Source organism: Methylobacterium terrae (assembly GCF_003173755.1).
GTDB lineage: Bacteria > Pseudomonadota > Alphaproteobacteria > Rhizobiales > Beijerinckiaceae > Methylobacterium > Methylobacterium terrae.
The window spans coordinates 2,002,404-2,015,363 of sequence record NZ_CP029553.1; the positions used below are offsets into that span (position 1 = coordinate 2,002,404).

Below are 12,960 nucleotides of genomic sequence, written 5' to 3' on the forward strand. Positions count from 1 at the left end.
GAGCGCGCGCCTCTCTCGTGGCAGTCACCCCATGACCGACCCCGCCCGCATTCCCGTCGTCGTCGGCATCGGCGAGGTCGCCGACCGGCCCGACGCGCCCGGCCGCGGCTCCGTCGGCCCCGAGCCCGCCGCCCTGATGGCCGAGGCCCTGGCCCGCGCCGACGCGGATGCCGGCGGCGGCTGGCTCGCCCGCGTCGCCTCCCTCGACGTGATCAACGCGGTGTCCTGGCCCTACGCCGACCTGCCGGCCCGCGTCGCCGACCTGATCGGCCACCGCCCGGCCCGGCTCGCCTACGGCCCGGTCGGCGGCGAGACGCCGGTGCGGTTCCTGCACGAGGCGGCGCTCAGGATCGCCCGCGGCGAGGTGGAGGTGGCGGCCCTGTGCAGCGGCGAGGCCGAGCACAGCGCGGGCGCCGCGCGCCGCGCCGGCCTCAAGCCCGAGCGCGACGCCGTCCCGCCCTGGACCGCGCCGGATCCGGCCTGGACCAACCCGCGGGCGCGCGACTACCTGCACCCTCAGGCCCTGCGCCACGGGCTGTCGCAGCCGGTCTTCGTCTACCCGCTCTACGAGACGGCCCTCCAGGCCGCCTGGGGACAGACCCCGCGCCAGGGCCGCGACGAATCGGCGGCCCTGTGGTCGGCGATGTCGCGGGTCGCCGGCGCGAACCCGAACGGCTGGCTGCGCCGCCCCTTCGCGGCGGAGGAGATCGCCACGCCCTCGCCCGCCAACCGGCCGATCGCCTGGCCCTACCCGAAGCTGATGGTGGCCAACCCCGTGGTGAACCAGGGCGCGGGCCTGATCGTGACGAGCCTCGCGCTCGCCCGCGCCGCCGGGATCCCCGAGCACCGCGTGGTCCCGATCGGCCCCGGCGCCGCGGCGGCCGAGCCGCGCGACTGGCTCGCCCGCGACCGCTTCGACCACGCGCCGGCGCAGGACGCGGTGCTGGCCGAAACCCTGCGCCGGGCAGGCTTCGCGCCCCCGGACCTCGCGGCGGTCGAACTCTACAGCTGCTTTCCCTGCGTGCCCAAGATGGCGCGCCGCAGCCTCGGGCTCCCCGCCGACGCGGTGCCGACGGTGGCCGGCGGGCTGACCTTCTTCGGCGCGCCGCTCAACGGCTACATGGCGCATGCCGCCTGCGCGATGGTCCGCGCCTTGCGCGAGGCGCCGGGCGCGGCCGGCCTCCTCTACGGCCAGGGCGAGTTCGTCACCAAGCACCACGCCCTGGTGCTGGGCGGCCGGCCGCGCGCGCCCGCCGACGCGCCGGTCTCGGTCCAGGACGAGGCGGATCGCCGCCGCGGGCCGGTGCCGCCGGTCGTCGAGGCGGCGACGGGCCGCGCGACGCTCGAGACCCACACCGTGCTGTTCGACCGCGAGGGCGCCCCCGAGCGCGGCGTCGTCGTGCTGCGCCAGGGCGGCGCGCGCCTGCTCGCCCGGGTGCCCGCCGCCGACCGCGGGACGCTCGGCCGCCTCACCGACCTCGACCGCTCGCCCGTCGGAGGCGAGGGCCGGTTGCGCACGGCCCCCGACGGGCTCCTCGAATGGGAGGCCGCGTGATGGCGGACCCGATCCGCGTCGCGCGCGCCGGCGACCACGTCGCGGTCGTGATCCTGGACCGGCCGCAGGCCCGCAACGCCGTCGATCCGGCGCTCGCCCGTGCCCTCGCGCGGGCGGTGGTCGAGACCGAAGCCGACGACGCGGTCCGCGCGGTGGTGCTCGCCGGCGAGGGCCCGGTCTTCTGCGCCGGGGCCGACCTGACGGTGATCGCGGCGGGGCGGGCCGACGATCTCTGGACGGAGGCGGGCGGCTTCGCGGGCTTCGTGCACGCGCCGCGGGCCAAGCCCTGGATCGCCGCAGTCGAGGGCCCGGCGCTCGCCGGCGGCTGCGAGATCGCGCTGGCCTGCGACCTGATCGTCGCCGGCGAGGGGGCGAGCTTCGGCCTGCCGGAGGTGACCCGCGGCCTCGTCGCGGCGGCGGGCGGGCTCTACCGGCTGCCGCGGGCGCTGCCTCAGCGAATCGCCCTCGAGCTGATCCTGACCGGCGGGCGGCTCGAAGCCGCCCGCGCCCACGCGCTCGGCCTCGTCAACCGGCTGGCGCCCCAGGGCCGCGCCCGGGACGAGGCGCTGGCGCTGGCGCGCGTCATCGCCGGCAACGCGCCGCTCGCCGTGCGCGAGAGCTTAGGCGTCGCGCGCCTCGCACCCGATTCCAACGAGGCGGGCTTGCGCGAAGCGAGCGCCGCCGCCCGGGCACGGGTGCAGGCCTCGGAGGATTACCGCGAGGGCCCGCGGGCCTTCGTCGAGAAGCGCCCGCCGCGCTGGACGGGGCGGTGAGAACAGGGAGACACCCCATGGGCCTACTGGACGGCAAGGTCGCGCTCGTCACCGGAGCCGGTGGCGGCATCGGGCGGGAGATCGCGCTCGCCATGGCGCTCGCCGGCGCCCGGGTGGTCGTCAACGACGTCGGCGCGAGCCTCAGCGGGCTCGGCGAGACCTCGGCGACCCCGGGCGAGCAGACCCGCGCCATCATCGAGCAGCGCGGCGGCCAGGCGGTCGTCAACACCGATACCGTCGCCGAATGGGACGCGGCGCAACGCATCGTCGCGACCGCCCTCGACGCGTTCGGCCGCCTCGACATCGTGGTCAACAATGCCGGCATCCTGCGCGACCAGATCTTCCACAAGATGACGCCGGAGGAATGGCTTTCCGTCATCAACGTCCACCTCAACGGCAGCTTCTTCGTCTCCCGCGCCGCCGCCGAGACCTTCCGGAAACAAGGCTCGGGCGCCTACGTCCACATGACCTCGACCTCCGGCCTGATCGGCAATCTCGGCCAGGCGAACTATTCCGCCGCCAAGCTCGGCGTCGCCGCCCTGTCGAAGTCGATCGCCCTCGACATGGGCCGCTTCGGCGTGCGCTCGAACTGCATCGCCCCCTTCGCCTGGAGCCGCATGACGAGCTCGATCCCCGCCGAGACCCCGGAGCAGAAGGCTCGCGTCGCCAAGCTCCAGGCGATGGGCCCGGAGAAGAACGCCCCGCTCGCCGTCTTCCTCGCCTCCGACGAGGCCGGCCACGTCACCGGCCAGATCTTCGCCGCCCGCCACAACGAATTGTTCGTCTTCAACCATCCCCGCCCGGTGCGCGGCGTGCACCGGGGCGAGGGCTGGACGCCGGAGACCATCGCCGAGCACGGGATGCCGGCGCTCTCGGGCCACCTCGCCCCCCTCGACCGCAGCCCCGACGTGTTTTCCTGGGACCCGGTGTGACCATGACGATCAACGGACGCGCCTACATCGCGGGGGCCTACGAGCACCCGGCCCGCAAGGCCCCGGACAAGTCCGTGGCCCAGCTCCACGCCGAGGCCGCCGCCGGCGCGCTCGCCGATGCCGGGCTGACGAAGGACGACGTCGACGGCTATTTCTGCGCCGGCGACGCGCCGGGCCTCGGGCCGCTGGCGATGGCCGACTACCTGAACCTCAGGGTGCGCCACCTCGACAGCACCGATATCGGCGGCGCCTCCTACATCGCCCACGTGGCCCACGCCGCGCAGGCCATCGCGATGGGGACGTGCAACGTCGCGCTGATCACGCTCGCCGGCCGGCCGCGCAGCGCCGGGCATTCCGGCACCGCGGCCCGGCCCGTCATCGCCGATGCGCCGGACAGCCCGTGGGAGACGCCGTTCGGCCCGACCACGGTCAACCTCTACGCGATGTGTGCCCGCCGCCACATGCACGCGTTCGGCACGACGGCCGAGCAGCTCGCCTGGATCAAGGTCGCGGCCTCGCACCACGCGCAGCACAACCCGAACGCCATGCTGCGCGACGTGGTGAGCGTCGAGGACGTGCTGGCCTCGCCGATGGTCGCCGATCCGCTGCACCGGCTCGATTGCTGCGTCGTCAGCGACGGCGGCGGGGCGCTGGTGGTGGTGCGGCCCGAGATCGCCCGCACCCTGAAGCGCCCGCGCGTGCGGGTGATGGGGGCGGGCGAGGCGCAAAAAGGCCAGCTCGGCGGCGCGGTCGACCTGACGTACTCGGCGGCGCGGATCTCCGGGCCGGCGGCCTTCGCGGAGGCCGGGGTGACCCCGGCCGACATCCGGTACGCCTCGATCTACGACAGCTTCACCATCACGGTGCTGATGCAGCTCGAGGATCTCGGCTTCTGCGAGAAGGGGCAGGGCGGGCGCTTCGTCGCCGACGGCAACCTGATCTCGGGGACCGGAAAGCTGCCGTTCAACACCGATGGCGGCGGGCTGTGCAACAACCACCCGGCCAACCGGGGCGGCATCACCAAGGTGATCGAGGCGGTGCGCCAGTTGCGGGAAGAGGCGCATCCGGCGGTCCAGGTGAGGAATTGCGGCCTCGCCGTGGCGACCGGCATCGGCGGCCTGCTCGGCAGCCGCCACGGCGCCGCGACCCTGGTGCTCGGGAGGGAGTGAGACGTGATGACCGGGATTTCCTCGACCCGCATCTCCTTGCGCGACGGCGACTGGCCCGATCCGCCGGCGAGCCCCGAATCCGCGCCCTTCGTGGCGGCGGCGCGCGAGGGCCGGTTCCTGCTGCGCCGCTGCACGGCCTGCGGCAAGGCGCACTGGTACCCGCGCTCCCTGTGCCCGTTCTGCCTCGGCGAGACCGCCTGGGAGGAGGCCTCGGGGAACGGCACGATCTACAGCTACACGGTGCTCGCCCGCGAGGACCCGGCCCGCACGATCGCCTACGTCACGCTGGCGGAAGGGCCGACGATGCTGACGAGCCTGGTCGAGTGCGATCCGCGAGCCCTGGCGATCGGCCAGCCGGTGCGCCTCGTCTTCGCGCGCTCGCGCGACGGCACGCCGGTGCCGTGCTTCCGGCCGGTCGAGGCCGACGAAGCGCCGGGGTCGGAACCGCCATCGTAGATCGGCGTCCCGGGCCGCGCGATCGTTCGGGGCGGGCGGCCCCCGCGGCACGCCCGTGCGCGCGGCCCTCCGTTGCCGGGCCACCGGACGGGGCTGCGGCCCCTCCCGGACCACGCCGCTTCGCCCTTCCGGCATGGCGACGGGAGCACGCGCCGCTTCCGGCAGGGCAGCCGAATTCTGCCGAAGGGTAAGTTTGTAACCGATCATTAACAAAAGTAATTTATCTTATAAGAATAAACTCTCATTTGAGTCGTGACATGCTGCGCAAGTCGACCGTCCGCACCCGCCTGTATTTCGGCTTCGGGTCACTGGTAATGATTGCCGCAGGTCTGGGTGGCTTCTCGATCTACCAGCAGGCCGGCCTCGCCGAGCAGTACGAACGGCGGGCATTGCTCGACGACCTGTCGCGCTCCGCCCTCGCCGTGATCGTGTCGACGAAGACGATGGCGGGTCAGGCGGAGCAGTACCGCCTCGCGCCGCGGCCCGAGCTGATCGCCGAGATCGAGGCGGAGCGCCGGTCGATCGAGGAATCGGGCGATCGGATGGCCAGGCGGGCGATCGCCGAGGACCGCCGCCGGCTCTACGGCGAGATCCGCGACCAGGCCCGCGACCTGAAGCCCGACATGCAGCGCCTGGAGGCGACGGGGCGCAGCATGGCGGAGGCCAAGAGCACGCTGTTCAAGGGCGGCGACGAGCTGACCCGCGCGACCGGCGCGCTCGTGGCCGAGATGCGGGCTCGCGCCAGCGACGCGCAGGTGCTCCAGGCCGCCATGACCGAGAGCGCCATGCTGCTGGTGCGGGTCGCCAACTGGCGCTTCCTGGCGACGCAGGACCCGAACGGCCCGGCGACCTTCGCGACCAATGCCGGCAAGGCGGACACCGCCCTGAAGGCCCTGCGCGGGCTCGATACCGCCGGCGCCTTCGCGTCGTCGATCCGCGCGACCGAGCAGGCGCTGGCGGCCTACGTCACCGCGTTCCAGGCCTACAACGCGGCCTCGGGCGAGAGCCAGAAGGTCTACGATGCCGGCCTCAAGCCGCGCCTGACGGCCATCGACCAAGCCACCAAGACCGTGCGGGCCAAGGTGGAGACCGTGGTGGCCGAGATCGCCGCCGCCACCGAGGGGATGACGGCCCGGACGCGGACGATCCAGTTCGTCCTGATCGCCGTCGCCCTGTCCCTCGGCACCGGCCTCGCCTTGCTGATCGCCCGCAGCATCATCGGGCCGATCGGCGGCATGACCGCGGCGATGAAGCGGCTGGCGGACGGCGATACCGACCTCGCCGTGCCCTCCCGCGATTCCCGCGACGAGATGGGCGAGATGGCCCAGGCCGTGGAGGTGTTCCGGCAGAACGCCATCGCCCGGGTCGCCCTGGAGGCGGAGCAGCGCGAGGAGCAATCCGCCCGCCAGCGCCGCGCCGACCGGGTCGACCAGCTGGTCCGGGGCTTCCAGCACAAGGTGGCGGGCTCGCTCGAGATCGTCACCTCGGCCGCGACCGAGCTCGACGCCACGGCCCGCACCATGACGGGCGTCGCCGACACCACCAGCGCCCAGGCGCAGGCCTCCAGCGCCACCGCCGATCAGACCTCGGCCAGCGTGCAGATGGTCGCGGCCGCCGCCGAGGAGATGGTGTCCTCGCTCCAGGAGATCGAGCGGCAGGTCCTGCGCTCGAACGAGGTCGCCGGGAACGCCGCCCGCGAGGCCGCGGCGACCGACGCCGCCATGACGAGCCTGAGCGCGGCCGCCACGCAGATCGGCGCCGCCGTCGCGACGATCACCGCCATCGCCGATCAGACCAACCTGCTCGCCCTCAACGCCACCATCGAGGCGGCCCGCGCCGGCGCGGCGGGGCGCGGCTTCGCGGTGGTGGCCGCCGAGGTGAAGGAGCTCGCGGCCCAGACCTCCCGGGCGACCGTGGAGATCGGCGGGCAGATCACGGCGATCCAGGCCGCCACCGGCCAGGCGGCGGGCGCCATCGGGCAGATCAGCCAGACGATCGCGGCGATGAACGAGATCAGCGGCATGATCGCCGCGACGGTGACGGAGCAGACCGCCGCGACGACCGAGATCTCGCGCAACGCCTCGCAGGCGGCCCGGGGCACCCAGGACGTGTCCGCGTCGATGACCGGCGTGCTCGGCTCGGCGGGCGAGACCGGCAGCGCCGCCTCGCAGGTGCTGATGGCGGCCGCCGAGCTCGCGACGCAGTCGCTCAACGTCAAGCAGGAGGTCGACGGCTTCCTGCACGACATCCAGGCGGCCTGACGCCGCGATCACCGTGCGGTCGCGCCGGACGGTCGCGATCCAGGAGCCGCTCCCTCACTCCGCCGGCGGCTCCGACAGGTACCCGGCGTCGCGCAGCGCCGCCTCGACCGCCTCGCACAGCGCCTCGTCCGGGTCGTCGTTGACGGCCGGCGGGGGCGCGAGCGGCACCATCGGCGCAAACCGCATGGCCGCGTCCGGCGGGGCGGCCATCACCGTCTCCTCCGGCCCCGCCTCGCGGTCGTCGGGCAGCCTGTGCGGGCGCAGGGTCGCGATCAGCCGACCGATCATGCGGGTTCCCTCATATCCTCCGACAGCCCGGGCGCCGGCCTCTCCGGGGCCGGCGTGCAGGGAACGTGCGCGGGAGCGGTTTCGATCCGCGCCGCCCCTTCCCGCCGGCGCGCCCGCCACCATCTCGGGGCTCTCGCGAGATTTCCGAGGAGCATGCGGATGCCCTGGACCCCTTCCATGATCCCGCCGCAGGTCGGACGCCGCGCCCTCGTCACCGGGGCGACGAGCGGCATCGGCTACGAGGCGGCCCTCGCGCTCGCGGGCGCCGGGGCCGGGATCGTGCTCGCCGCCCGGGACGCGGGCAAGGCCGAGCGCATGGCGGCGGCAATCCGGCGGGCGCATCCGGCGGCCTCCGTCGAGATCCGCGCCCTCGACACCGCCCGCCTCGCCTCGGTGCGGGCCTTCGCGGAGGGCTGGCGCTCGGAGGGGCGGCCGATCGACATCCTGCTCCTCAATGCCGGCATCGCCGCGGTGCCGCGGCGCGAGGAGACCGAGGACGGGTTCGAGCGCCAGCTCGCCACCAACTATCTCGGCCACTTCGCCCTGACCGGTCTGCTGCTGCCGAGCCTGCGGCGCGAGCCCGGCGCGGCGCCGGCCCGGGTCGTCGCAGTGGCGAGCATCGCCCACCGCTCGGGACGCATCGCCTTCGACGACCTGCAGCTGCGCCGCGCCTACGGGCCGCAATCGGCCTACCGGCAGACCAAGCTCGCGATGCTGATGTTCGCCCTCGAGCTCGACCGCCGCCTGCGCGCCGCTCGCTCGCCCGTGCGGTCGATCGCGGCCCATCCCGGCGTGGCGGCCACCGCCATCGCCCGGCGCGGCGACCGGGCCGGGCCGCTGGCGGAGCGCATCGGCGCCGGTCTCCTCGGCCTCCTCGGCCAGTCGGCGGCGCGGGGCGCCCTGCCCCTGCTCTACGCCGCCACGGCGCCGGAGGCGGAGGGCGGCCACTATTACGGCCCGGACGGCCTGTGGGAGATCCGCGGCCACCCCGCCCCCGCGAAGGTCGAGCCCCATGCCGGCGACCCCGCTTCGGCGGCGCGGCTCTGGGCCCTGTCCGAGACGCTGACCGACGTGACCTACCCGCTCTGAGAGCGCGTCCTACTCGTCGTCCTCGTCGAGCGACGGGACTTGAACCACCGACGGGGCTTGAACAACCGACGGCACTTGGACGACGTGCCCGACGGGACGCGCCGCGGGCACCATCGCGGGAGCCTCCGCCACCTGCGGGCGCGACGGCATCATGCCGGCCGCGAAGGCGACGAAGCCGGCGGCGTCGCGAACATCCTCGGGCTGGCGCGGATCGCGGGAGATCAGCGCGGCCTCGCGCTGCAGCCGCGCGTTGCAGGTCGCCGTCGGCATGCCGCCCCGGGGCGTGCAGGCATCGTGCCGGGCGCAGGCCGCGTCGAGGGCGTCGATCGGCGGCAGCGGCGCGTTGTTGCCCGGGCCGCAGTAATTGCCGTGGATGAGGAGTGCCGGCGGGCGGCCGGACTGGGCGAGAGCCGGCACGGCGAGGCCGCAGGCGAGGACGAGCGGGACGGCCACGGTCATCGTCAGCAAGCGCATCGATCTGATCCCTTCCGATTGCCCCGGCGAGCCAACGGCACTGCACAAACGCGGTTCCCGCCTTGCGTCCAACCGTCCCGCTTCGGGACGGGCGTCAGCCCTGGGCTGCTCGGGGACGAGATCACCGCGAGGTCACCGGGCGCGAGACCGCGTGAACCCGCGGCCCGCCCCGGTGTTGGGGGATCGACGAGGGCGGAGGCTTGCCGGAGCCGCCCGGGCGCGAAATGTAGGACCGATGATCGCATCCGATTCCGATACGCCCCGGTTCGGCGGACCCTCCTCCCGCGAGCCGTCGGACGGCGGCCCGACCCTCGACGCGGCGAGCCGGGAACGGCTCGGCCGCTACCTCCAGGCCCTGTACGAACCCGTGCTCGACGAGGGGCTCGACCCGCGCCTCGCCGAGCTCCTGACGCAGCTCGACCGCGACCGGGCCGAGCGGGAGGGCGGTCCCCCGCCCGGGAGGCCGGACCACTGACGCGACCCCGCGCCGCGCCCGCTCCGCTGCCCTAGAATCCCCGGTTCGAGGATCGCGGGATCCACCGGATGGGCGAGGACGCATGGGTCGCTGGGCGTGGATGGGACGGCGTGTCGTCCGGCAAGTCTGGTTCCGGGCGGCGCTGATCAGCCTGTTCGGGGTCGGGCTCGCGGTCGTCGCCGCGCTCGTCGGGCCGTTCCTGCCCGGGGACGTGCACGGCCGGCTCGGGCAGGACGCCGTCGGGACGATCCTGCAGATCATGGCGTCCAGCATGCTGGCGGTGACGACGTTCTCGCTCACCGCGATGGTCAGCGCCTACGGCTCCGCGACCCAGCTCGCGACGCCGCGGGCGACGCAGCTCCTGATCGGCGACCCGACCTCGCAGAACGCGCTCTCGACCTTCCTGGGCGCCTTCGTGTTCTCGGTCGTCGGCATCATCGGGCTGCAATCGAGCGTCTACGGCGACAGCGGGCGCGTCGTCCTGTTCTGCGGCACGGTGCTGGTCGTCGCCGTGGTGGTCGTCACGCTCCTGCGCTGGATCGGCCACATCACCGGCTTCGGGCGGATGGGCGACGTGATCGACCGCGTCGAGGAGGCCGCCGCCGAGGCGATGCGGGCCTTCTCCGCCGATCCGCGCCTCGGCGGACGGCCGGCGGTCCCGGTGCCCGCCGGCGCGACGCCGGTTTTCTCCGGGGAGACCGGCTACGTCACCCATATCGACATCGCCTCCCTCGGCGCGGCCGCGGCGCATCACGGGCTCGTGCTCCACGTCGCCGCGCTGCCGGGCACCCTCGTCCATCCGACCCGGCCGCTGCTCCACGTCGCGGGCGATGCCGGGGAGGCGGGCGAGACGGTGGCCGAAACCCTCGCCGAAACCCTCGCCGAAACCTTGGCGAAGGCCTTCGCGATCGAGCGGCACCGGCGCTTCGACCAGGATCCGCGCCTCGGCCTGATCGCGCTCTCGGAGATCGCCAGCCGCGCCCTCTCCCCGGCCACCAACGATCCCGGCACCGCGATCGAGGTGCTGAACGCCCTCCTGCGGGTGCTCCTGCACCTGCCGCCCGACGAGCCGGAGGGCGCGGAGCTGGCCGAGCGGCCTCCGGTCCACGTGCCCCGCCCGACGCTCGACGACATGCTGACCGACGCCTTCCGGCCGCTGATCCGCGAGGGGCTGGGGGAGATCGAGGTGACGATCCGGCTGGCCAAGACGCTGCAGGCCCTGCGCGCCGCGCGGCCCTACGCGGCGCCGTCGGTCGCCCGCGTGGTCGAGCGCCTGGACCGGGCCGCCCGGGAGACGATCGCCGATGCGGCCGACCTCGCCGATTACGAGGCGGCTCAGCGGTAGCCCGCCGCCTGAAGCTCGAACAGCTCGGCGTAGCGCCCGGCCCGCGCCACCAGCGCGGCATGCGTCCCCTCCTCCAGCACGCGGCCCCCGGCCAGGACCACGATCCGGTCGGCCCGGCGCACGGTGGAGAAGCGGTGCGAGATGAGGAGCGCGGTGCGCCCGGCCGCGAGGTCGGCGAAGCGGCGGAACACCTCGGCCTCGGCCCCGGCATCGAGGGCCGCCGTCGGCTCGTCGAGGACGAGAACCGCCGCGTCGCGCCGATAGGCCCGGGCGATCGCCACCTTCTGCCACTCGCCGCCCGACAATTCGACCCCGTCCTCGAAGCGCCGGCCGAGGCGCTGGTCGTAAGATGCCGGGAGCCGCTCGATCACCGCGTCGGCGAGGGCCCGCCGCGCCGCGAGCGCGATCCCGTCCCGGTCCTCCCGCGCCTCGATCCGGCCGACCGCGATGTTGTCGCCGGCCGTGAAGTCGAACCGCATGAAGTCCTGGAAGATCACGCCGATCCGGGCGCGCAGGGAGTCGAGGTCGTACTCGGCGAGGTCGCGGCCGTCGAGCAGGATGCGGCCCTCGGTCGGCGCGTAGAGCCGGGCGAGCAGCTTGACGACCGTGGTCTTGCCGGCGCCGTTCTCGCCCACCAGCGCCACCACCTCGCCGGCCCGGATGCGCAGGGACAGGTGGCGCACCGCCCAGCGCTCCTCGCCCGGATAGCGGTAGCCGACATCCTCGAACACGAAGCCCTCGCGCAGGCGCTCCGGCACGGGCAAGGCGCCGGGCCGCGAGCGGATGGTCGGCGCGATGGTGAAGAACGAGAACAGGTCGTCGAGGTACTGCGCCTGGCCGAGGAGCTGGGACGCGCCGAGCAGCAGCCCCTCGACGAGGCCGCGCAGGCGCAGGAAAGCCCCGCCCAGGAAGGTGAGGTCGCCGACGGTGAGCGTGCCGGCGAGCGCTTCGCCCGCGATGACGAGGTAGGCGGCGTAGTAGGCGAGCGTGCCGAGGGTCGCGAAGGCGCCGCCGGCGAGCGCCCGGTGGCGGGCGAGCTCCCGGTTCTCGGCGAGCAGCCGGGCGGCGAGGTCGCGAAACCGCTCGGCGAGGTGGTGGGCGAGGCCGAACAGCTTGACCTCCTTGGCGCTGTGCGCGTCGGCGCCGAGGTAGCGCAGGTAGTCGGTCTCGCGCCGGTCCGGGCTGCGGCGCCAGGCGAGGCGGTAGCCGCGGGCGTTGAAGTGCAGCTCGTTGAGGAAGGCCGGGATCAGGGCGAGCACCAGGAGCAGCACCAGCCCGGGCAGCATCGTGCCGACGGCGACCGCGAGCGTGATCGCGGTGACGAGGTCCTGGAGCTGGCCGAGCAGCTGGCCGATCAGGTTCGAGCGCCACGCCACCTGGCGCCGGGCCCGCTCCAGCCGGTCCTGCACCGCGCTGTCCTCGAACTGCGCGAGGTCGAGGGAGGCGGCATGGGTCATCAGCCGCAGGGTCGTGGCGTTGCCGACCTTCTCGGCCAGCACCCCGTCGACGTACGAGGTCGCCCGCCCGAGCAGGTCCGAGACGACCGCGAGGGCAAGCTCGATCCCGACGAGGAACCCGATGTGGTGCAGCCGCGGATCGGACAGCCAGCCGGCCTCCGGCGGCGGTCCCCCCCGCCCCGCCACCACGGCATCGACCACGAGCTTGGCGACGTAGAGCATCAGGGCCGGCAGCCCGGCGCGCGTGAGGCGCAAGGCGAGGCTGGCGGCGGTGAGCCGCGGATCGGCCGCGACGGCGAGGCGGAACAGAGCGGGCAGGTGGCGCAAGGGCCCGAGCCGGGTGCTCGCGGCGCGGCGCAAGGCGGAGAGGCGGCTGTCGGAGGGGGCGTCCATGGGGGAGATATAGGCGGGTGGGAGCGTCCGGCTGCGCTGGCCTCAACCCTCCCCCCTCTGTGCAGAGCTGTCCGGGGAAAAGAATGGCACGGGTTCCCTCCTCTCCCCGCGGGCGGGGAGAGGCTTTCGCCCCCCTTGCCTGGGGTGAAAGGAGCGCAGGCGGAGCCGGAGCGAGGGTGAGGGGGTCTCGACGAGTGAGACTCTTCCGGAGCCACCCCCTCACCCTCGCCCTGCGGGCTCCTTGAGCACCCGACAAGGGTACTCAAGCCTCTCCCCGCCCGCGGGGAGAGGGG

General features: G+C 74.2%; 12 protein-coding genes. 9 read left to right on the forward strand and 3 right to left on the reverse strand.

The window, feature by feature from the left end:
• The first annotated feature begins 31 nt into the window (after positions 1-31).
• From DK419_RS08990 to DK419_RS09015, 6 genes are all read left to right on the forward strand, one after another.
• Positions 32-1,555 carry an acetyl-CoA acetyltransferase gene (locus DK419_RS08990; protein ID WP_109958780.1) on the forward strand — a complete coding sequence of 508 codons (1,524 nt, stop codon included), beginning with the start codon at positions 32-34 and terminating at the stop codon, positions 1,553-1,555.
• Complete coding sequence (locus tag DK419_RS08995) at positions 1,555-2,328, forward strand: enoyl-CoA hydratase-related protein (protein WP_109958781.1); 774 nt, start codon at positions 1,555-1,557, stop codon at positions 2,326-2,328. Before DK419_RS08990 ends, DK419_RS08995 begins: the two co-directional genes overlap by 1 nt.
• 17 nt (positions 2,329-2,345) lie before the next feature.
• Positions 2,346-3,260, forward strand: a complete 915-nt coding sequence (locus DK419_RS09000) for an SDR family NAD(P)-dependent oxidoreductase (RefSeq protein WP_109958782.1) — start codon at positions 2,346-2,348, stop codon at positions 3,258-3,260.
• A 2-nt stretch (positions 3,261-3,262) separates the two neighbouring features.
• Positions 3,263-4,429 carry a thiolase domain-containing protein gene (locus DK419_RS09005; protein WP_109958783.1) on the forward strand — a complete coding sequence of 389 codons (1,167 nt, stop codon included), beginning with the start codon at positions 3,263-3,265 and terminating at the stop codon, positions 4,427-4,429.
• Between the two features lie 6 nt (positions 4,430-4,435).
• Positions 4,436-4,885 (forward strand): Zn-ribbon domain-containing OB-fold protein, encoded by a 450-nt coding sequence (locus tag DK419_RS09010; protein ID WP_109958784.1) that lies wholly within the window; start codon positions 4,436-4,438, stop codon positions 4,883-4,885.
• 257 nt (positions 4,886-5,142) lie between these two features.
• Complete coding sequence (locus tag DK419_RS09015) at positions 5,143-7,146, forward strand: methyl-accepting chemotaxis protein (RefSeq protein ID WP_245442878.1); 2,004 nt, start codon at positions 5,143-5,145, stop codon at positions 7,144-7,146.
• 54 nt (positions 7,147-7,200) lie between these two features.
• Here the strand turns inward: DK419_RS09015 and DK419_RS09020 are convergent, their stop codons facing one another.
• On the reverse strand, positions 7,201-7,434 hold the full coding sequence (locus tag DK419_RS09020) for a hypothetical protein (protein WP_109958785.1): 234 nt from the start codon (positions 7,432-7,434) through the stop codon (positions 7,201-7,203).
• Positions 7,435-7,587: 153 nt separating this feature from the next.
• On the opposite strand from DK419_RS09020, the gene DK419_RS09025 reads away from it, so the two are divergent.
• Positions 7,588-8,523, forward strand: a complete 936-nt coding sequence (locus tag DK419_RS09025) for an oxidoreductase (protein ID WP_109958786.1) — start codon at positions 7,588-7,590, stop codon at positions 8,521-8,523.
• A 9-nt stretch (positions 8,524-8,532) separates the two neighbouring features.
• Here DK419_RS09025 and DK419_RS09030 read toward each other — a convergent pair whose 3' ends face one another.
• Positions 8,533-8,997, reverse strand: coding sequence for a phospholipase A2 family protein (locus tag DK419_RS09030; RefSeq protein WP_245442879.1), 465 nt, complete (start codon positions 8,995-8,997; stop codon positions 8,533-8,535).
• A 235-nt stretch (positions 8,998-9,232) separates the two neighbouring features.
• Here DK419_RS09030 and DK419_RS09035 point away from each other — a divergent pair, with 235 nt between their 5' ends.
• Both DK419_RS09035 and DK419_RS09040 read left to right on the forward strand, forming a co-directional pair.
• Positions 9,233-9,472, forward strand: coding sequence for a hypothetical protein (locus DK419_RS09035; protein WP_109958787.1), 240 nt, complete (start codon positions 9,233-9,235; stop codon positions 9,470-9,472).
• A gap of 82 nt (positions 9,473-9,554) precedes the next feature.
• Positions 9,555-10,817 (forward strand): DUF2254 domain-containing protein, encoded by a 1,263-nt coding sequence (locus DK419_RS09040; protein WP_109958788.1) that lies wholly within the window; start codon positions 9,555-9,557, stop codon positions 10,815-10,817.
• Here the strand turns inward: DK419_RS09040 and DK419_RS09045 are convergent.
• The gene (locus DK419_RS09045; RefSeq protein WP_109958789.1) at positions 10,808-12,667 is read right to left on the reverse strand and encodes an ABC transporter ATP-binding protein; all 1,860 of its coding nucleotides are present in this window, start codon (positions 12,665-12,667) and stop codon (positions 10,808-10,810) included. The two genes, DK419_RS09040 and DK419_RS09045, sit on opposite strands and share 10 nt — an antisense overlap.
• Positions 12,668-12,960 lie beyond the last annotated feature (293 nt).